This is a genomic window from Flavobacterium sp. 11 (assembly GCF_002754315.1).
Taxonomy (GTDB): domain Bacteria; phylum Bacteroidota; class Bacteroidia; order Flavobacteriales; family Flavobacteriaceae; genus Flavobacterium; species Flavobacterium algoritolerans.
In genome coordinates this window covers 3,713,859-3,735,947 of record NZ_PEFE01000001.1, presented here as the reverse complement: position 1 = coordinate 3,735,947, position 22,089 = coordinate 3,713,859, and the positions used below count along the sequence as shown (strand labels likewise).

The following is a 22,089-nucleotide window of genomic DNA, read 5'->3' as shown; positions in this document are numbered from 1 at the left end:
CCTAACATATTGATGTTAGGGTTTTTGCTTTGGTAGCGAGATCGAGATTTGTATAGTGTAAACATTAAAATTTAAAACTGCATTAATAAAAATTTATTAGAAGATATGACCTCTCTAAAGAGGCAAAGATGTAATTTTGTTTATTAAATTTATTTAGAGCCTGTTTTGAAAAATATACTTATCATCGACGACGAAGAAAAACTTCGTGGACTTCTCGCTAGAATTATAAAATCTGAAGGTTTTGAAGTTTTTGAAGCATCGGATTTAAAATCGGGTTTCAAAAAAATGGAAAGCAAAGATATTGATGTCGTTCTTTGCGATGTCAAACTTCCAGATGGCAATGGTGTTGAATTTCTTCATAAGATGAAAACAAGTTTTCCATTAACAGAAGTTATCTTATTGACAGCTTTCGGGAAAATTTCCGATGGGATTCAAGCCATGAAAAACGGAGCTTTTGATTATATAGTAAAAGGGGATGATAATGATAAAATCATTCCGCTTTTGTACAAAGCATTGGAAAAGGTGCAATTGCAAAAAAAAGTCAAACAACTCGAAAAAAGAATCTCAGATAAATACTCATTTGATACCATTATTGGAAAATCTAAAGGATTGGAGCAAGTAATTGATTTGGCCCAAAAAGTTTCTAAAACAGATTCAACAGTTCTTTTAACAGGAGAAACAGGAACAGGAAAGGAAGTTTTTGCGCAAGCAATTCATGAAAACAGTAACCGCATCGGAAAATCATTTGTAGCACTAAACTGTAGCACTTTCAGCAAGGAAATCCTTGAGAGTGAATTATTCGGTCATAAGCAAGGTGCTTTTACAGGAGCTGTTAAAGATAAAAAAGGATTTATTGAAGAGGCTAATGGAGGAACTTTATTTCTAGATGAAATTGGCGAAATGCCATTGGAATTGCAAGCTAAATTGTTACGGGTTTTAGAAACTAATGAATACATTCAAATAGGAGATACGACTCCCAAAAAATCAAACTTCAGGCTAATAGCAGCAACAAACCGAAATTTGAAAACCGAAAGTGAAGCGCATCATTTTCGTTCTGATTTGTATTTTAGACTTAATATTTTCGAGATTGTAATTCCGCCCTTACGGGAAAGAATAAAGGATATTGCTCCATTGGCGCAGTATTTTGTAAAACAATTTTCAGCTAAAACGAACAAGCAAACCTTATCTATTGATCCAGAATTCCTTCATAAATTGCAAACATATCATTGGCCGGGAAATATTCGAGAATTAAAAAACGTCATTGAACGAGCCGTTATCTTAGCGAATGATTTAAGCCTCACGCAAGATGTTTTGCCTTATGAAATTCAGCATCAGCAAGATAATTCCAATAAGACGATGTCGGCTTTTTCGATGCAAAGTATTGAAAAACTCCACATCCAGAAAGTTATAAATTACACCAAAGGGAATAAAGCAGAAACGGCACGTTTACTAGAAATAGGAATTGCAACGCTTTATAGAAAATTAGACGAATATAACATATAACAGAAACCTATTGTTTTGAGAAAAGCCTATCATTTTGATAGGCTTTTTTTATGTCTTTTTTTAGTTGGGAATCATAAAGACTAAATTAACAATCACTTACAAATTTTTATTTTTCTTGGAATACATTTTGGCATAAGCGATGAAGAACATAAAAATCATTCTTATGAAAAATCAAGTCAATACGATTTACAAACAAGCAGAACGCTTTGCCGAGATCACCAAGACTGCAATTATTACGGGAAATATTTCCAGGGCAAAAAAATGTTTAGCACTTGCTGAACAATTATTGATAACGGGAAGCAACGAAACAAAAATCGCTATTTCCAATGTTTATCTTTTTTCAGTTTCTTCTTTTATGGAATTACGCCATTGCAGTATTTCAAATCTTTTTCCTAAATCGTTGAAAGCAGAATACATTAAACAAATCAATGCTTCAGGAGTATAATGAGGCAAATCGATTGTCTAATAATCCAATAATCTAAAATCTATGTTAATCACTGTTCTATTACTCGCATTAGCCGTTTTGCTGTTTGCGATTTGTTTTAAATCCGTCGAATTTTTTGAAAAAATCTAAACTATGACTGCACTATTTATTATTTCAATAGCTGTTTTCGGCTATTTGGTTTATGTATTAATCAAACCTGAAAAGTTTTAATTCATGTAAAAAGTAAAATTTGAATTGTAAAAAGTAAGAAGACGAAAAATCTACAGTACTACGCATCTCACATTTTACAATTTACATTTCACAAAAAAAACAACAAATTATGAACACAGAATTATTTGGTGTCATCATTATTTTTATTCTCTCAATAATTTTAGCTATTCCCGTTGGGAAATATATTGCTAAAGTTTTTATAGGAGATAAAACATTCCTTGACCCGATTTTCAATCCAATTGAAAAATTTATTTTCAAAATCAGCGGTATCAATGCTACCGAAGAAATGAACTGGAAACAACACTTAAAAGCACTATTGAGTGTCAATATGGTTTGGTTTTTCCTTTGCTTTTTCATTTTATTATTCCAAGGATCTTTATTTTTAAATCCTGATAATAACCCAAATATGTCACCTGATTTGGCTTTCAATACAGCCATTTCGTTTGTTGTAAATTGTAATTTACAGCATTACTCAGGCGAAAGCGGCGTTTCTTATTTATCACAAATGTTCTTAATGTTCTTGCAGTTTGTTTCTGCAGGTGTAGGAATGGCCGCCGCCGCCATGGTTTTCAATGCAATGAAAGAAAGAACTACCGATAAATTAGGTAATTTCTATAATTATTTTATCAAAAGTTGTACTCGTATTTTATTGCCGCTTTCAGCAATTGTAGCTATCGCTTTGTTATTCAGCGGAACACCAATGACTTTTGAAGGAAAAGATGCGATTACCACTTTACAAGGAGATTCAGTAGCCGTTTCTCGTGGTCCTGCCGCAGCATTTATTGCCATCAAACATATTGGTACCAACGGTGGTGGATTTTTTGGAGCCAACTCAACGCATCCATTAGAGAATCCTACTTATTTTACGAATGCGGTCGAATTATGGGCACAATTAATCATTCCGTTTGCAATGATTTTTGCTCTGGGTTTTTATCTCAAAAAAAGAAGATTGTCCTATGTAGTTTTTGGAGTAATGACCATTGGTTTTTTGCTATTGGTAATCCCAACTGTAATATCAGAATTGAATGGAAATCCAGCCATTGAAAAAATGGGAATTTCCCAAGCAACAGGAGCTATGGAAGGCAAGGAAGTCCGTTTTGGACCCGCTATTTCTGGATTTTGGAGTATTGCTACGACCGTAATTTCTACAGGATCGGTCAATAGTATGCACGATAGTTCGATGCCAGTTTCAGGTTCCATGCAATTATTGGCTATGATGGTCAATGCCTTTTATGGCGGATGCGGTGTCGGCTGGTTGAATTTTTATATTTTCATTATTCTCGCTGTTTTTATTTCAGGTTTAATGGTGGGAAGAACACCTGAATTTCTGGGAAAAAAAATCGAAGCTCGAGAAGTCAAAATAGCTGCTTTTATTGCCATTCTTCATCCATTATTGATATTATCAGGAACGGCTTTGGCTTCTTATTTTGCTGCCCATGATACGGCGATGGGCTATTGGTTTAACGGAAATGCAACTGGCTGGCTCAACAATTCGGGGCATCATGGATTTTCGGAAATGCTATACGAATATACATCAAGTGCCGCGAATAATGGTTCTGGTTTTGAAGGTTTGGGAGATAACAATCCGTTTTGGGACATCACTACAGGAATTGTTTTGTTATTGAGTCGTTTCATTCCTATAATCGGGCCATTGGCTATTGCAGGATTATTAGCCAATAAAAAATATATTCCGGAAAGTGCAGGAACTTTAAAAACAGATACGACCATTTTTGGTGTGATGGTTTTTGCTGTAATCGCCATTATTGCAGCTTTATCGTTCTTTCCTGCATTGGCTTTAGGTCCATTGGCGGAATATTTTTCAATGTAAAATGTAAAAAGTGAGATGTAAAATGTAATAATATTCACAACTCACATTTCACAAAAAAACAACTCACATTTTACAACTATTGTAATCTGCCTTCGAGGTTTTTAATTAATCCATAAATGAGTTTTCCTATGATGTCTAATTTTCCAATCAGTTGTTCACATTCTTTTTCATTGATAAAGTTTAATTCTTTACTCAATAAAAGCAAAGTGTCAAGTTCAGATAAAGAACCTAATGAAATATGCAGAAAATGGATGAATTCTTTCGTGCCTTTTCTTGCAGCACCTTCAGCAATATTTACTGGAACTGAAACGGAAGCTCTTCTAATTTGTGAAGTTAATCCAAATTTTTCATCTGAGGGAAATTGATTTGTAACCAAATAAATTTCTTTGACGAATTCAAAACTTTTAATCCAAGAATTCAAATTTTTATGTGGCTTCATACTTTAAATATTTTAAATGAATATCAAATATATCCAATCTTATGACATTTCACATTTATCATCTAACATTTTACTAATAAGAAAATGACTAAAAATAAATCCAATTCATTATTCGAAGGGAAGCAGGTAAAAGATGCCTTGGTGCAGTCTTTTGTGAAGCTTAACCCGAAAATAATGTTCAAAAATCCGGTAATGTTTACCGTAGAAATCGGTACAGCGATTATGTTTGCTGTGTGTATTGCCATTTTGTTTGGCGCACAGGATCAAGGTAGTTTTGCTTATAATTTCATAGTGTTTTTAATTTTATTAGCAACGCTTTTGTTTGCCAATTTTGCCGAAGCTATCGCTGAAGCCCGTGGAAAAGCACAAGCTGACAGCTTAAGAAAAACAAGGGAAGAAACTCCGGCGAGACAAATTTTGCCTAATGGAGAAATCAAAAATATTAGTTCATCTGAATTGAAAAAAGGAGATGTTTTCGTTTGTGAATCAGGCGATTTAATTGCTACAGACGGTGAAATCATCGAAGGTTTAGCTACAATTGACGAAAGTGCGATTACGGGAGAAAGTGCTCCTGTAATTCGGGAAGCTGGTGGTGATAAATCATCAGTTACCGGAGGGACAAAAGTATTATCGGATAAAATTAAAGTTATTGTGACCAATGAGCCAGGGGAGAGTTTTCTGGATAAAATGATTGCTTTGGTAGAAGGAGCAAGCCGTCAGAAAACACCAAACGAAATTGCCTTAACGATTTTGTTGGCAGCCTTTACTTTAATCTTTGTGATTGTTTGTGTGACCTTAAAACCGTTTGCTGATTATGCAAATGCACCAATAACCATTGCGGCTTTCATTTCCCTTTTTGTTTGTTTAATTCCAACAACAATTGGCGGTTTGCTTTCTGCAATTGGAATTGCAGGAATGGATCGAGCCTTGCGTGCCAATGTAATTACTAAATCAGGAAAGGCAGTGGAAACTGCCGGAGATATTGATGTATTGCTTTTGGATAAAACGGGAACAATCACAATTGGAAACCGAAAAGCAACCCGTTTTTATCCTTCAAAAGGAGTTTCTGAAGGCGATTTTATCAAGGCGGCAGTTTTAAGTTCGCTTGCCGATGATACACCGGAAGGGAAAAGCATCATTGAGCTCAGTAAAATGTTAGATGTAAACGGTAAAATAGAGTCCGACATTTCACAACTCACTTCTCACATTTTACACACTATCAAGTTTACTGCTGAAACCAGAACCAGTGGTGTTGTCTTAAAAGACGGAACGGATATTAGAAAAGGCGCGCAGGATGCAGTAAAAAATATTGCAAAACAAGCCGGAAATGCATTTCCGGAGGATACAGCGGAACAAGTAATCGAAATATCCTCTAATGGAGGAACGCCATTGGTTGTAGTTAAAAATAGTATCGTTCAGGGCGTTATAGAATTGCAGGACATTATCAAAACGGGAATGAAAGAACGTTTTGACCGATTGCGAAAAATGGGAGTAAAAACCGTGATGGTTACTGGTGATAATCCTTTGACAGCAAAATTCATCGCTGAGAAAGCAGGTGTTGATGATTTTATTGCCGAAGCCAAACCGGAAGATAAAATGAACTACATCAAAAACGAGCAACAAAACGGAAAACTGGTAGCGATGATGGGCGACGGAACTAATGACGCACCCGCTTTGGCGCAAGCCGATGTAGGTGTAGCCATGAACAGCGGAACTCAAGCTGCAAAAGAAGCTGGAAATATGGTCGATTTAGACAATGATCCTACCAAGTTAATTGAAATCATAGAAATCGGGAAACAATTGTTGATGACTAGAGGAACGCTTACTACGTTCTCGATTGCAAATGACGTTGCCAAATATTTTGCCATTGTTCCCGCACTTTTCATCACGGCTATACCAGCACTCGAAGGATTGAATATTATGTGTTTGCACAGCCCGGAAAGTGCCATTTTATCGGCGGTAATTTTCAATGCGATTATTATTCCAATATTGATACCGCTGGCCTTAAAAGGGGTCGACTATAAACCAATTGGCGCGAGTGCTATTTTGAAAAGAAACCTATTGATTTATGGTTTGGGTGGATTAATTGTTCCTTTTATTGGGATTAAATTGATTGATTTAATTGTGGCGTTATTTCTTTAATTAGTGAAATGTGAGATGTAAAAAGTGAAAGGTAAAAATTACAGTTCAACTAACATCTTACATCTTACAACTAACATTTTACATTAAAAACATGAAAAATATATTTTCAATACTCAAATTCACACTATTCATGCTGGTATTGCTTGCTGTTATTTATCCCATGGCGATTTTTGGGATAGCACAATTGGCTCCAAATAAAGGAAAAGGAGAAACGGTTACCGTAAACGGAAAAGTGGTAGGATATCAAAAAATTGGACAGAAATTCGATAAGTCAAATTATTTTTGGGGAAGACCATCGGCGGTGGATTATAATGCTGCCGGAAGTGCCGGAAGTAATAAAGGACCCAGCAATGCAGATTATCTGGCTTTGGTCCAAAAAAGAATTGATACTTTTTTAATCGTTCATCCTTATTTGAGAAAAGAAGAAATTCCATCGGATATGGTTACGGCTTCCGGTAGTGGTTTAGATCCGAATATTTCACCACAAGGAGCGTTGATTCAAGTGAAACGAGTGGCGGTAGCAAGAAAATTATCAGAAGAAAAAGTAAAAGCTTTGGTAGAAAGTAAAATCAATGTGCCAACAGTTATGGGAACTTCAACTGTAAATGTTTTGGAGTTGAATATAGCTTTGGATGAATTGAAATAAAAAAATAAATTATAGAACAAATTTTTTAGCCCCGATAGAAGGGAAAATCCTTTTGTTTTTTCCTTAAAAAAACAAAAGATTTGGAATGATAGCGGGATTAGCTCTTAATATAAATAATGAGGATGAGATTGCTTCGTTCCTCGCAATGACAAAACAATGAGAAAATTAATAGTTTCTGCTTTATTAGCTTTCGGATTTACAACAATCAATGCTCAAGAAGGTGGGAAAGAGAAAAGTCCTTTCACGTTTTCGAGTTATATAGAAACGTATTACAGTTATGATTTTGGCGAACCCGACAATCACGTCAGACCCGGATTTTTTTACAGTCATAACAAACATAATGAGGTCAATTTGAATTTAGGATTGGCAAAAGTGAATTATTCGCAAGACAATGTTCGCGGAAATTTTGCTCTAATGGCTGGAACGTATGGCGAATATAATTTGGCAACAGAACAAGGTTTATTGAAAAATGTATATGAAGCCAATGTGGGAGTTAAAATTGCTAAAAATCAAAATTTATGGATTGATGCGGGAGTTATGCCGTCACATATTGGTTTTGAAAGTGCCATTGGTAAAGATTGCATGACGCTGACCAGAAGTATTTTGGCGGATAACTCTCCGTATTATGAAACGGGAGTCAAAATTGGCTATACTTCGAAATCAGAAAAATGGTATTTGGCTGCGATGTATTTGAACGGTTGGCAACGCATTCAGAAAGTAGAAGGAAACCAAACGCCGGCTTTTGGGACACAAGTAAGCTATAAACCCAATTCAAAAACAACGTTGAACTGGAGTACCTATGTTGGAAATGAGCAACCGAACAATGACAGAAAATGGCGTTATTTCAATAATTTTTACGTATTGTTTAAAGTGTCTGAAAAAGCAAGTGTTGTGTCTGGTTTTGATATTGGGTCACAACAATCAGTCCATAAAAGTGATAAATATGATGTATGGTTTTCACCAATTTTGATTTTGCAATACAAACCAACCGCTAAAATTCAATTGGCAGCAAGAGGCGAATATTACCAAGACGAAAAAGAGGTAATCATTGCCACGGGAACGCCAAACGGATTTAAAACCTATGGTTTCTCCGCTAATTTTGATTATTTGGTTACTGAAAATGTAATGTTTAGAGTAGAAGCCAGAAATTTGAATAGTAAGGATGCGGTATTTTTGAAAGATAATTTGCCTAGTAATGAGAATTTATTTTTAACGACTTCATTAGCGATTTCGTTTTAAAAAAAGGAAGATGTAAAATGTAAAATGTGAGAAGTGAAAGAGAGATGAGGTCAATCACAAACATTTCACATTTTGCTTTTTACTTTTCATTCTATCAGACAATGGAACAAGAAAAAGAACATAACGTTAAGCACTTTCTGGATTTAATCCAAAAATCACGCAAAGGAAAGTTTAAAGTCTACATTGGGATGAGTGCCGGTGTGGGTAAAACGTTTCGAATGTTACAGGAAACACATACGTTGTTGAAAAAAGGTATTGACGTAAAAATTGGGTATATCGAAACGCATTTTCGCAAAGAAACCCATGAATTGTTAGAAGGTTTGCCTGTAATTCCAAGAAGGACACTTTTCTATAAAGGCAAACAACTCGAGGAAATGGATGTGCAAGCCATTATCAATTTACGTCCTGAAGTGGTTATTGTTGATGAATTGGCGCATACAAATATTGAGGGGAGTAAAAACGAGAAACGCTGGCAAGATGTTTTGGAGATTTTGGAAGCGGGAATTAATGTGATTTCGGCCGTGAATATTCAGCATATTGAAAGTCTGAACGAAGATGTAAAACGCATTACCAATATAGATGTCCAGGAGCGAATTCCAGATAATGTTCTGCGATTGGCAGATGAGGTGGTGAATATTGATTTGACTTCAGAAGATTTGATTGTGCGATTGAAAGAGGGGAAGATTTATACTGTGGATAAAATTCAGACTGCCTTGAATAATTTCTTCAAATCAGATCAGATTTTGCAATTGCGAGAATTGGCTTTAAAGGAAGTTGCGGGTCAGGTACTTAGAAAAGTAGAGAATGAAGTTCCAAATAATAGTGCTTTTAGACATGAAAAACTGCTGGCTTGCATTAGCAGTAATGATAAAACTGCTAAAATTGTAATCAGAAAAGCAGCTCGTTTGGCTAGTTATTACAATTGTAATTGGTCTGTTCTGTATGTGGAAACACCAAAAGAAAGCAGTGATAAAATTGCATTGGACAAGCAGCGTCATTTGATAAATAATTTCAAATTAGCCACACAACTTGGAGCAGAAGTGATTAAAGTTCAAAATCCTAATATTACAAATGCAATGCTGAAAATTGTGGAGCAAAAAAACATTACAACGGTTTGCATAGGAAAACCACACTTCAATTTATTTAAAGTAATTTTGTCTACAACAATTTTCAGACGCTTGTTGAATAGTCTTTCGTTATCAAAAGTTGATTTAGTGATTTTGTCATAAAAGAATGTAGCCGCAAGTTCACAAATTTATAGCCGTAAATAGTAGTGATAAATAAAAAACGAATTAAATAAAAGAGGATGGGATTACTTCATTTCTCGCAATGACACGATGAAAATTAAAACTAAATTAAACCTGGGTGTTGGGCTGCTTTTTCTAATGATAATTATTTTGTCAATAATAGCTTCGTTTTATATTTTTTCGATAAAAAAAGATACCGAAAACATTCTGAAAGCGAATTATAATACCTTAGAATATTCTCGGAACATGCTTCTTTCATTAGATGAAATTAATGTCGATAAAGGAAAGGCAATTGCTGTTTTTGAAACGAATCTTAAGAATCAAATTGCCAATATCACAGAAATCGGGGAAGATAAAGTGACGTATAATTTGCAAAAAAGTTTTGATTTTTTAGAAAAAAACAGAACAGATGAAAACATAAAAAGTCAAATACGTCAGGACATTTTCGAAATCATGAAATTGAATATGATTGCGATAAAAGAGAAAAGTGATATTGCTAAACACACTGCTGAAACCGCTAATTTGTGGATAGCCGTTACTGGAACACTTTGTTTTTTGATTGCGTTCAATTTATTAGTGAATTTGCCTAATAATATTGCCAATCCAATAAAAGAGCTTACCGCTAGTATTAAAGAAATTGCGAATAAAAACTATTCTGAACGCGTTCATTTTATGAATCATAATGAGTATGGCGATTTGGCCAAATCCTTCAATACGATGGCACAAAAACTGGAAGAATACAGTAATAGCAACCTACATAAACTATCTTTTGAAAAGAAACGATTGGAAACACTGATTAATAATATGCATGACCCGATTATTGGATTGGATAATGATGGTCTTGTATTATTTGCGAATGACGAAGCCTTGAAAATTATGGGATTGAAATCAGAAGATGTGATTGGTGAACTAGCTTCTTCTTTGGCTTTGACAAATGATTTGATGCGCTCATTAATTATAAAAGAATTAGAAAGCGATATTAAAAACCCAAGACAAAAATCGCTTCCCATGAAAATTTTCGCAGATGGAAAAGAGAGTTATTTCGAGAAAGAAACAGTAACAATTACGATACAATCAACAGGTGATGACCAAACTACCACTATTGGTGATGTGATTATTTTGAGAAACATTACCGTTTTTAAAGAATTGGATTTTGCCAAAACAAATTTTATTGCGACGGTCTCACATGAATTAAAAACTCCAATTGCATCCATAAAATTAAGTTTACAATTATTAGAAAAACCGGAAACCGGAAAAATAAACGAAGAGCAAGAGCAGTTAATCGAGAGCATAAAAGAGGATAGCCAAAGACTTTTAAAAATTACAGGTGAATTATTGGATATGGCGCAATTAGAAACAGGAAATATCCATTTAAGTATAGAAAAAAGTAACCCGTATCAAATAGTAAAATATGCTATAGATGCTGTAAAAGTTCGAGTCGATCAAAAGGAAATTGAACTAATTATTGATGGAGAAGATGAATTGCCAGATGTAAAAGCTGACAGTGAAAAAACGGGCTGGGTATTAATTAACTTTCTAACTAATGCTATAACTTACTCTTCAAATCAAAGTAAAATAATTGTCAAACTCAAAAGAGAAAACAGCCAAGTAGTGTTTCAAGTTGTAGATAGTGGAAAAGGAATTGATAAAAGGTATAAAGACAAAGTTTTTGATAAGTATTTTCAAATTCCAGGAAGCAATAAATCGGGAACAGGCTTAGGTTTAGCAATAAGTAAAGAATTTATTGAAGCACAAAGTGGAACTATTGGAGTTGAATGTGAATTGGGATTGGGAAGCGCTTTTTACTTTAAATTGAATGCGGTTTAAAATTTTTGAAATAGATTTATTTAAAAAAAATGTTGAAGATTTAAAATTGAACAATCCAAAAATCAAATAGTCTAAGAATCTGCCAGATTCCCGATGATTGAAAAATGACTTTGAAAATTAAAATGTTTAATTTTTATTGATTTTTTTATCTCAATTTATAAAATCCCTCACTCATTTTCCTCACTTGAGCCATTTGCAGTCGGTATTTTCGAAATATAATTTCAATAAAAAACCCTAACATATTGATGTTAGGGTTTTTGCTTTGGTAGCGAGACCGAGATTTGAACTCGGGACCTCAGGTTTATGAATTAATTTTCCTACGAAATTTAACCCCTTTTTTGCCTTTAAAAGGTATATTTTTTAAAAAAGTGTACGGTTTGGTGTACTGTTTAGTGTACTGTTTTTGAAATTATTTTCAAGTCAAAATTACTTATTTTTTCAAAATTATAGCTACGGTTTTTTATTTATTTTTTGAAGCTGAATTATGTTTTGATTTTGGGTTTTCGTGCTAGATAAATAGGGTTGCTAAATGCTATTTTACATCAAATATTACTTTAGAATTTCTATTAAATGGATTTTAAAGACAATGCCGGGTAAGCATTGAAAACTGAAAAGAGGGGAGTAGTGTAATAAATTTTAAGCTATTTTTTTGAAGTAAATACATTTTTGAAGAGATAGTCTAATGCATCTTGCTTGGTATAGGTAAATTCTTTTTTCTTTGTTTTGGATAGTATGGAGAATTTTGTGTCTTCTTTCCTTTTATATTCATTTACTAAAGCTATATGACGTTGCCTTTCCGATTCCGGAAGAGCAAGAAAAATGTCATATACCGTATTAGCAGTCATTAAATAGTTTTTAGGTAAACAACAAACAATGAGTTTGTTTTGATTACAAATGTTTGATTTTAAATTATATGCCTGTTCGCATTTGTTTGGATTCGCTCACATTTGTTTGGATTTGTTCACATTTGTTTGGATTCGTTAGCATTTGATAGGATTTTTGTTATTCACGATCAATATTATCATTTAGCAAACTCAATAGCCAATGTCGATGAGGCTTGAAATCCACGTAGCAAATATTTAGTTTTAATTTTTATGTCTAGAAGGATTCGGTTGGATTCGGTTGGTTAAACTAGTTTTCGGGAGGATTTTGTTGGTTAAAGGATCTTTCGGTCGGATTGTGAAGGACTAAGATTGCAAAAGCGGCGAATCCGACCGAATCCACTCGAATCCGATCGAATCCGACCGAATCCAACCGTATCCACCCGAACCGGGGCGAAATCTTATCATAAAACTCCCAGTTTTATAACAGATGCAATGATGAGTTGGATTAATTATGAACTTTAATTTTGGTTTAATATTTTTTGCATAAAAAAAAACCGCTAAGAGCGGTTTTAGAAATTCTGAAGAATTTGTTAACTTGAGATTTTCAAAAATGCAAACTTTTGAAGTAGATTGTCTAGAAAAATTTGCAGGAAGTAATTAATTCGTTTTATTTTTTTTTTTGATATCGAAGATTTAATTTCTTTTAATTTTTTAATCATCATAGTTCCTGCCCCAAGGTCTTCTTGCCAAATAATTATTACAACTATGACATTCCCTGCCTATTTGCCAAGTCAAGGAAAATTCATGAACTCCCTGAGTATTCTCTATTTTTGAAGTACTTACGTCATACGAATAACCAAAAGTGAAGTTGTATATTTTAATGGAACCGATCAGATTCACTGAAGACAGAAGATGGCTGTCAGCACTTTTCATCATCGGATTTGTTGCAGCAATGACTCCTAGAATAAATGGATTAAAATGCACGATACTGCCAAAATCTAATCGGTTATATTGTCCTTGTTTCATGAAATTGGACGTGAGGACAAATTTAGAATTATCTGGTAAAAACGATAAACTGGGATTGTTGTTCAGATTAAAGGAGTATCCACTCTGAAGAGTAAAATTCATATCTAATGGCAGTTTACCTTCTGAGTTAAATGCAATATTGGGAGTGTTAAGATGCTTCACTGAAGCTCCGAGCCAAAAATCATCAGTATAAAGCAAAAATCCCGAAGAAATGTCCATGAAATCTATTTTATTTTGCAAGCCTAAAAGACTTGGATCTAAACTGCCACCGCCAATGCTACCATCGTTAGTATTAATTTGGTCTTCAAACAAAAGACTTTTGAAATTAAAATTTTTAGTTCCATAACCTCCTTCTAATCCTAAAATCATTCTTAATCCCGAATAAAAATTATCTAAGTCAAGATTTAGCGAAAATACCCCGTTAATTTGAGTGTAATTATAGTTTGTAAAAACCTCATGTTGATTTAATACGGTGATGCCGACTCCAATATTTTGAAGATTGGAATCATTTGGACGTGAATCTTCTGATAAATTTCCGATTGAGCCGTTGATAAAAGCATAATCTGTATCCAGTCTTCTGGCTCCATCAGGCCATTGTGTTCTGTGTAGAATTCCTGTGTTTAAAGTATTTACGGTTCCTGTAAACGCTCCGTTCTGCGTTTCAGGAACAAAATAATAATGTGAAAAAATAGGATCTTGTGCATGAACTTCTACTATAAATATGGAAGTTAACAGTATATATATAATAAATTTTAATTTCATTCTCTGTGGGTGCTTATTTTATTAATATAAAAGGGTGATTTTCATTGACAATAGTTCCATAAAAAGTTTCTGCGCTAACTTTACAGTAATAATTACCGTTTTCCGCATTCTGTTCTTTTATCTTACCATCCCATCCCTTTAAAGTGTCTCCGGTTTCTGAATAGATTAGTGAACCCCAAGTATCATAAATATCTAATCGAACATTTTTTAAGGCCTTAGTCACAGGTCTGAATGTATCATTGATAGCATCATTGTTGGGTGTGAAAGCATTGGGAACCACAAATAAATATCCTTTTTCAACATTAAAAGTGATTTTTTGCACATACACACATCCAAAAGGATACGTAACAGTTTGTGTCACCACATACTCTTTTGGATTTAGGAATGTATGCACTGGGTTGAGCTCGGTTGAAAAGCTACCGTCACCAAAATCCCAAACCATACTTATAAAATCACCGGTAGCGGTATTGGTAAACTGTATGGGATCTATTATAGAATAAGTGCCATACGTTACTAAAGAATAGGAGGTTGAATTAAATGAAGGTGTTCCTAGGGACTGCAATTTAACATTGAAGGAATAATTTGCTTTACAACCCAAAGCATCCGTTACATATAATATTGCTGTTCCGTTTTGACTGGTATTCATCATTTCATTATTTGAACCGCTGACCGTTCCGCTGGACCAGGCCAATTGGTAGGGTGGAACCCCACCCGAAACTTGGGCTACAAAGTTTTGTTTAACATATTTAGTTTCACAATCAAATTCTGTTTTGGTTGCCACTCCTATAACGATAGGCGGTGGTCTGTTAATACTGTATTGCGCCTGTTTTGAACAGCCTCTGCTATCAGTTACTGTAACCAAATAATTTCCTGCAGGAATATTTACTAAATCTTCTGTTGTAGATCCGTTTGACCAAGCATAAGTGAAAGGTGGTGTACCTCCAGCAACCAGAAGATTTATTGCACCACTATTGGCATTGTCACAATCAAAAGCATTGTCGACATTGGCAGATAGAATTAAAGGTTGAGGTTCTAATATAATAAAAGTCTTTTTGATTGTACAGGGCTTACTGTCAACAATCGTTACCGTGTAAGAGCCTGGTCCCAAATTATTCCTGACATTTCCAGCTACTGCATTATCATCCCAAACTAATTTTACAGGAGCAATACCTCCAATAATATTTAGATTGATACTACCATCATGGGAACCAAAACAAGAAATATTTTTAACCACCGGATTGATTGTAAAAATGGGTGCTTCAGGGATATTTACATTCAGTGTTTTTACACAATTATTAGAATCTGTAACGGTAATTAGATAATCCCCAGCCGATAGATTATCCTGAAACGTTCCACCTCCCAGATTACTCCATGCAATAGTATAAGGAGTAACACCACCATTTATAGCAAGAGTTATAGAAGCATCATTAGAGCCATAACAGATTATTGGTGTCGTAGTGGCTGCCAAAACAATGGCAGTTGGTTGGGTAAGTGTAACACTTAATACTCTAGAACAACCTGAATTATCGGTAACCAGTACATTATAAGTTCCAGCAATAATGGCAGTGAGATTTTTATTGGAACTTGTAAATCCGTTAGGTCCAGTCCAAGCAAAGTTATAGCCCGAAAGTGCAGGTGTTCCTCCAACGACAGCAATGTCTATTGCTCCTGTAGCTTCTCCAAAGCACAATATATTGGTTTGGTTTAATAGGCTTACCGCTAATATTGGTGGTTCGGTAATAGTAAATGTCGCTATTTTTGGACCGCAATTGTTGGCGTCAGATACGGTAACCATGTAAATTCCTGGACTTAAATTGGATAAGTCTTCGGTGGTAGTATAAGGAATTCCATCTTTCGTCCAAGTATAATTATAATTTAATGTACCTCCAGTGATTGTGATTTTAATTTCACCATTGGCATCATTAAAGCAAGTAATGTCTTTTTCTAGATCAGTAGTTATATTAATATCGTCAGGTTGCGTAATATTTACTGTTTGAACCTTAGTACAATTATTAGCATCGGTAACGGTCAAATGATAAGTTCCTGCAATTAATCCTGTTGCATTTAAAGAAGTTTGTACCGGAATGGTATCCCAGGAGTATGTTAATATTCCCGTTCCACCACTTGCTAAAACAGAAACTGCACCTGTATTATTTCCATAACAATTTACATTGGTTTGTGAGGCTATTGAAATTACAATACCGTTTGGCTCCGTAATTGTGGCTTGTGTCGTTGTAGTACAACCTTTAGCATCTGTAATTGTGGCTGTATACGTGCCGATTGCCAGATTGATTGCAATAGCTGATGTTTGAACTGGTGTTGTATTCCAAGAATAGCTGTAAGGCGCTGTCCCTCCAGTAGCAGTTACAGTTGCTGAACCGGTGCTATTTCCTGAACAGAAAACATCCGTTTGAGCGGAAATAGTTGCGGACATTCCTGCTGGTTCTGTTATTGTTACGGGGCTTGAATCTACACATCCATTTGCATCTGTAACCGTTACATTATAAGTTCCTGCAGTTAATCCGGTAGCCGTTGCCGAGGTTTGAATTGGGTTGGTATTCCAAGAGTAGGTATAAGGGGAAGTCCCTCCAGAAGCTATGACAGTAGCATTCCCATTATTTCCTCCAAAACAACTCACGTTAGTTGAATTAGAAATTGTTGTAGCCAATTCGGAAGAAGGCTGAGTAATGAGTCCTATTAAAATTTTGGAACAACCATTGGCATCTGTTATGGTTACATTATAAGTACCTGCTACTAATCCCGTTGCTGTTGCTGTTGTTTGTATTGGAATAGTATCCCATGAATAAGTTAAAGCTCCTGTTCCTCCGGTGGCAGAAACCGTTGCAGAACCCGTATTATTGCCAAAACAGAGCACATTGGTTTGTGATGAAATGGATGCTGTAATCCCGTTTGGTTCCGTTATTACAGCAAGTTTTTGGATTGAACAATTATTGGCATCTGTAATAGTAACTGTATAATCTCCCGCTGTCAAACCTGTTGCTGTTGCTGTGGTTTGAATTGGATTTGTATTCCAAGAATAGGTTAGAGTCCCTATTCCTCCAGTAGCAGTTACCGTTGCTGAACCCGCTGCACTTCCAGCACAACTGATATTTGAAGGATATGATATGGAAGCTGAAATACCGCTAGGTTGTGTGATTTCTATTCCTAGAATAGTCTTACTACTTCCATTTGCATCGGTAACTTTAATGTCATAAATGCCTGCTGCCAAACTCGTAAAAGTATAATTTGTAGCCGTTGCGTTAATAATGCTACTGATTGTTCCTCCACCTTGCAAAGTCAATAAATAATCATAAGGTCCAACAGATTGTTGTGTAATATCAACTTTAATGGCCCCAGTCAAATAACCAAAACACAATACATCGATTTGTGCTGCAGGATCTTCTTGAATAAGTAAAGGTAACGGTGACGTTAAGTTAAAATTTAATATCACAGGATTACAAAGTCCATCGTTAATAGTTAATGAATATGCGCCCGCTGGACCATTTGAAATGTCTTCGCTAGATGCCGTATAACTGCCTGGTCCTGTCCATAAATAAGTATATGAACCCGAACCTCCAGTAACTGTTACATTGATCGCTCCATCATAGGCACCAAAAGTGCTCACATTAAAACCATTAAAATTAGACAGAATACTTGATGTAATTATAGCAGGATTTACCGTTATTTTATACTCTAAAGGTGGTCCCGAACAAGAAACCCCGTTGTTTTCGAAAGTTGCTGTTGCAGCGTAAATTACAGTTAGTGCCGTTGTTGTTACATTTACCAAAGTCTGTGTTGGAATAGTTCCTGTTCCCGAACCTGTTGCTCCAGTTATTCCAGCAGGAATAGTTGCTGTCCAATTAAAAGTTACATTTCCGGTAGTAAGACTTGATAAATTTATCAAAGAACTATCACTTCCAGAGCAAAGTGTTTGATTTGGTCCCGAAAATTGAACTTTTGGAGAAGGATTAACTGTTACTACTGCCGTAAATGAAGGTCCTGTACAAGTTCCAGATTTTGGAGTTATAGTATATGTAGCCGTTTGAGCATCATTTGTTGGATTAATTAATGTACCCTTTATGGTTGTTTGATTTGCTAAGGCTGCACCTCCCGTAATTCCGCCCGTAACCAAAGGTGCCGACCATGAATAGGTGGTTCCAACCGGGACAGTATTTCCCGCACCGTCTGCAGGAACTATTGAAAAAGGGGCATTAGAACAGATGGTTTGGTTTTGTGCGGTTATAATACTTGGATTAATACTCACAGTAAATGTTTCTGTTTTCTGGCAACCATTAGAATTTGTATATGTAATTGTTGTAGTTCCGCTGGTTAATCCAGTAACTAAACCAGTTGCAGTAATTGTAGCAACGATTGGGTTAGAAGATGACCACGGTGAAGTTGTTGATGCTGTTCCAGAGCCATTTAATTGTGAGGTAAAACCAATACATACATTAAAACCACCTCCTATTGTGGGCTGTGGGTTTATTGTTACTGAAACGGGTTTAATTATAGAACAGCCGTTTGAATTCGTTGCTTTGATGTAATAAGTACCTGATACTGTTATCGCAGTTGCTGTTGACATTGATATTGTAGCTGCTGCGTTAAACCAATAACTATAAATTAACCCACTGTCTGAACCTAGTGTAATGGCTGTGGAGGTAATGTCTACGGTAGCAGGAGAACAGACTGCTGAGGGATTTGTAACAATTAAATTAGGCAATTCATTTACAGAAAAAGGGAAATCTACTGTACAACCATTGCTGTTTTTATATGTAATTGTTGTTGTTCCGGCTGCTATACTTGAAACTAGCCCAGTATTATTGACCGTAGCTATAGCAGGATTTGACGATATCCATGGCAAACTAATGTTAGCTGTACCTGAACCTGATAATTGTGTAGTAGTCCCTGTACATCCTTTTGACAGTCCTGTTATTGTTGGAATGTCGTTTACTATAAATGTTACATTTACTGTACAACCATCTGAATTTGTATAGCTAATTGCTGTTGTACCAGCCGTCAGCGCGTTCACTAAACCACTACTATTAACAGTAGCGATAGATGGATTTGAGGATGCCCATGGCAAACTTGAAGATGACGTTCCAGAACCTATTAATTGGGAAGTGGAATTGGTGCAAACAGATAGAGTTCCTGCAATCGTTGGCAAAGCATTCACCGTAAAAGTGGAGGTGACCGCACAATTATTTGAGTTCTTATAAGTAATTGTTACTGAACCTGCCGCTTTAGCCGTTACCAATCCTGTATTACTAACTGTTGCAACAGCAGTATTTGACGAAGTCCATGGCAAACTGGATGCAGGTACTCCAGAACCCGTTAATTGAGCAGTAGCATTTATGCATGCTGAAGTAGGGCCTGAAATTGAAGGTAAAGCATTAACCGTGAATGTTTCGCTTTTTGAGCAACCATTAGAATTTGTATACGTTATTACTGTTGTACCTATTGCAATTGGAGAAACTAAACCTGAACTGCTTATAGTAGCTATACTTGTATCAGATGAAATCCAAGGATTACCTGAAGCAGGTGTTGCTGTAGTTGATAATTGAGAGTTAACACCAATGCATGTAGATAATGTTCCTACTATAACTGGTAAAGCATTTACTACTACTGTTACTGGTTTAATTATAAAACAGCCGTTTGAATTTGTTGCTTTGATGTAGTAAGTACCTGAGACTGTTAGCGCAGCTGGTGTTGATAAAGTTGTTGTTGCTGATGCATTTATCCAATAACTATAAATTAACCCGCTGTCTGAACCTAATGTAATGGCGGGAGCTGTTATGTCTACAGTAGCAGGTGAACAAACTGCTGGGGGATTTACAACAATTAAATTTGGAGATTCATTTAAAGTAAATGTAAAAGCAGCTTGATTAGAGCCTGCGCAATTCCCATTGACCAGAACTGTAATTATATAAGTTTTATATGCAGTAAAGTTTATTTTCGGGAACTGACTACTTGCTGTTGTTCCAGAAATGTAATTGTAATCTGCTGCAGTGACTCCGCTACCGGAAATGGACCATGAAAAACTTGTAGGTGCAAAAGGTGCGACACTATAATTAGGCTTTGTACCAATTTGACTAAAATCAATTGTGTAATTTGGTGGTGCCTGACATATTGATAGTGCGTTAGGAGTAAAACTTACCGTAGGACTTCCTGAAACTTCAATAATTTTAGAAATTGACTCAACAGTTCCACAAGAATTTGTTACAAATAATTTTACAGTATAAGTGCCAGGGTTTGTAAATAATATTTTAGGATCTTGAGAGGTAACACTAGATGGATTTACAAATTGATATCCAGTTGAAGGAGAGACAGTCCATAAATATGTAGGCTCTTGGCAAGGCTGGGTTAGTACATTTGACGTATTTGTAAATTGGATTTGTGTATTTGGACAAATCGGTGTTTCTGGTGTGTTTGTGAAAGTAGCTGTTGGTGCAACCTCTATTTTTATGGTTTTAGTAACTTCTGAAAGAGTCTGACATAAGTCGTCATTTACTGCTGTCAATTTGATTTCCCAGCAACCGGGTAAAGTTATCATGCTTTTCGGAATTCTTAAATTATTCGAAGAAATAATCCAGCTAGCGATTGTAACCTCAGTAAAGGCAAGATCTCCTGGTTTTTTGTAATACCAAGTAAAAGTTGCTTTATCAAGACAATTTCCTGCAGTCCCATATGATCCCAAAACAGTTGTATTCAGAGCATTAATATCTTGATTGATACACTGCTTAGGAGCTAATGTAAAATTAGCTTTGGGAGCTAAACTCACGTTTACTTTTTTCTCAACACCATTTCCATTCTTATTAAATTCAGTACAGTAATTTGTATTAACACCTCCATTGTAGACTCCTTTATTTAAAAGGGTTTCTTTGATAATAAAATTACTGTCTGTTTTGGCACAAGAAACAGTTGTGTATTTATGGGTTACTGTTGGATTAGACATCAATTGTGCTTGAGTAAGTACCAGCACCGTTGAATTGTCTCCAAAATCAATCATATATTTGGAACCATTGTAATTTCTTCCTATCCCTTGATTTGTTATATCAACTGTAAATGAAACATCCACACCCACACAAACCACTTCACTTGTTGAGTTGCCTAAACTTGTACCATTACCGTGAAACAAAAACACCAAACTATACACAGAATTACTGTTTTTTTCAATCTCAAAAATATATGTCCCGATGGTTAAATTATCAGGGATTAATATATCTCCATTTCCATTGTTGTATGATATTGTAGTTTGTGTCCCGTTAATTAAGTCTATTAAGGTTATTTTGTAATTATCGGTATTTGAATAACTACAAATTGTGATTTTCTTTTTTGGTAAAATAGTACTAGTAGCTCCAAAACTTTGCGTCAAAGAGCCAAATGTATTTGTTGTTTTTAAACAACTTTGGGTACAATTAAAAAAAGAACTGTTATTGGGTAATTCAGAAGTTGCAGATGGTACATCGCTACTTCCCAATATAATATTAAATGATAAAGTCTCTACTACGGGATATGTTTCTGGTGTTGTCCCTAAACCTGTCGTTGCTCTTACCCTTAATTTATAAGTTCCAGCTGGAAGCCCAGGTGGAAGAGTACCGTTAATTACAGGAGCGTAAAACTCATCTAAAGTGTTTAAAGTTGTAGGTGTTGTAAATGCTCCTCCTACATTAGACAATTCCAGAATAAATTTATTATCTAATTGAAATATTCCTGTTGGGTTAATGATCACAGAAACTCCCGAACCAACAGTATAATTTGCTGTATTGTTAAATCGAATTAAGTTGATTGTTTGGGACTGAACATTTAAAGTAAATAGGAAGATAAATAAAAATAGAATCTTGTAAAGATGTTTCATAGTTATGCTTTAATTCAACTAACGTATACTGTTTTTTTTACGACGGAAGAAAGTGTTTTGGCCAAATGTAACGTAATGCTTTCCCATTTCATTACG

13 protein-coding genes are annotated in these 22,089 nt (G+C 35.3%); 9 read left to right on the top strand and 4 right to left on the bottom strand.

The features are described 5' to 3' along the window. Window positions 1-165 precede the first annotated feature (165 nt). From CLV00_RS16240 to kdpA, 4 genes are all read left to right on the top strand, one after another. Window positions 166-1,503, top strand: coding sequence for a sigma-54 dependent transcriptional regulator (locus tag CLV00_RS16240; RefSeq protein ID WP_099716144.1), 1,338 nt, complete (start codon window positions 166-168; stop codon window positions 1,501-1,503). A gap of 163 nt (window positions 1,504-1,666) precedes the next feature. Further along, window positions 1,667-1,948: a hypothetical protein gene (locus CLV00_RS16235; protein ID WP_099716387.1), complete on the top strand. Its 282-nt coding sequence runs from the start codon at window positions 1,667-1,669 to the stop codon at window positions 1,946-1,948. A 132-nt stretch (window positions 1,949-2,080) separates the two neighbouring features. After that, window positions 2,081-2,158, top strand: coding sequence for a K(+)-transporting ATPase subunit F (gene kdpF, locus CLV00_RS16230; protein ID WP_072975519.1), 78 nt, complete (start codon window positions 2,081-2,083; stop codon window positions 2,156-2,158). A 109-nt stretch (window positions 2,159-2,267) separates the two neighbouring features. Then, window positions 2,268-3,986 carry a potassium-transporting ATPase subunit KdpA gene (gene kdpA, locus CLV00_RS16225; protein WP_099716143.1) on the top strand — a complete coding sequence of 573 codons (1,719 nt, stop codon included), beginning with the start codon at window positions 2,268-2,270 and terminating at the stop codon, window positions 3,984-3,986. Window positions 3,987-4,062: 76 nt separating this feature from the next. Here the strand turns inward: kdpA and CLV00_RS16220 are convergent, their stop codons facing one another. Further along, window positions 4,063-4,425: a four helix bundle protein gene (locus CLV00_RS16220; RefSeq protein WP_099716142.1), complete on the bottom strand. Its 363-nt coding sequence runs from the start codon at window positions 4,423-4,425 to the stop codon at window positions 4,063-4,065. 84 nt (window positions 4,426-4,509) lie between these two features. Here CLV00_RS16220 and kdpB point away from each other — a divergent pair, with 84 nt between their 5' ends. The 5 genes from kdpB (at window position 4,510) to CLV00_RS16195 (ending at window position 11,526) form a co-directional block, all read left to right on the top strand. Next, the gene (gene kdpB / locus CLV00_RS16215; RefSeq protein WP_099716141.1) at window positions 4,510-6,567 is read left to right on the top strand and encodes a potassium-transporting ATPase subunit KdpB; all 2,058 of its coding nucleotides are present in this window, start codon (window positions 4,510-4,512) and stop codon (window positions 6,565-6,567) included. A gap of 91 nt (window positions 6,568-6,658) precedes the next feature. After that, window positions 6,659-7,213: a K(+)-transporting ATPase subunit C gene (locus CLV00_RS16210; RefSeq protein ID WP_099716140.1), complete on the top strand. Its 555-nt coding sequence runs from the start codon at window positions 6,659-6,661 to the stop codon at window positions 7,211-7,213. A gap of 156 nt (window positions 7,214-7,369) precedes the next feature. Continuing rightward, complete coding sequence (locus CLV00_RS16205; RefSeq protein ID WP_099716139.1) at window positions 7,370-8,452, top strand: porin; 1,083 nt, start codon at window positions 7,370-7,372, stop codon at window positions 8,450-8,452. Window positions 8,453-8,553: 101 nt separating this feature from the next. Then, window positions 8,554-9,681 carry a histidine kinase gene (locus CLV00_RS16200; protein ID WP_099716138.1) on the top strand — a complete coding sequence of 376 codons (1,128 nt, stop codon included), beginning with the start codon at window positions 8,554-8,556 and terminating at the stop codon, window positions 9,679-9,681. Between the two features lie 108 nt (window positions 9,682-9,789). Further along, the gene (locus CLV00_RS16195) at window positions 9,790-11,526 is read left to right on the top strand and encodes an ATP-binding protein (protein WP_099716137.1); all 1,737 of its coding nucleotides are present in this window, start codon (window positions 9,790-9,792) and stop codon (window positions 11,524-11,526) included. 641 nt (window positions 11,527-12,167) lie between these two features. Here CLV00_RS16195 and CLV00_RS16190 read toward each other — a convergent pair. From CLV00_RS16190 to CLV00_RS16180, 3 genes are all read right to left on the bottom strand, one after another. After that, window positions 12,168-12,371 carry a hypothetical protein gene (locus CLV00_RS16190; RefSeq protein WP_099716136.1) on the bottom strand — a complete coding sequence of 68 codons (204 nt, stop codon included), beginning with the start codon at window positions 12,369-12,371 and terminating at the stop codon, window positions 12,168-12,170. A 690-nt stretch (window positions 12,372-13,061) separates the two neighbouring features. Then, window positions 13,062-14,138, bottom strand: coding sequence for a PorP/SprF family type IX secretion system membrane protein (locus tag CLV00_RS16185; protein WP_099716135.1), 1,077 nt, complete (start codon window positions 14,136-14,138; stop codon window positions 13,062-13,064). A 13-nt stretch (window positions 14,139-14,151) separates the two neighbouring features. After that, window positions 14,152-21,993 carry an Ig-like domain-containing protein gene (locus tag CLV00_RS16180; RefSeq protein WP_099716134.1) on the bottom strand — a complete coding sequence of 2,614 codons (7,842 nt, stop codon included), beginning with the start codon at window positions 21,991-21,993 and terminating at the stop codon, window positions 14,152-14,154. Between the last annotated feature and the right edge of the window lie 96 nt (window positions 21,994-22,089).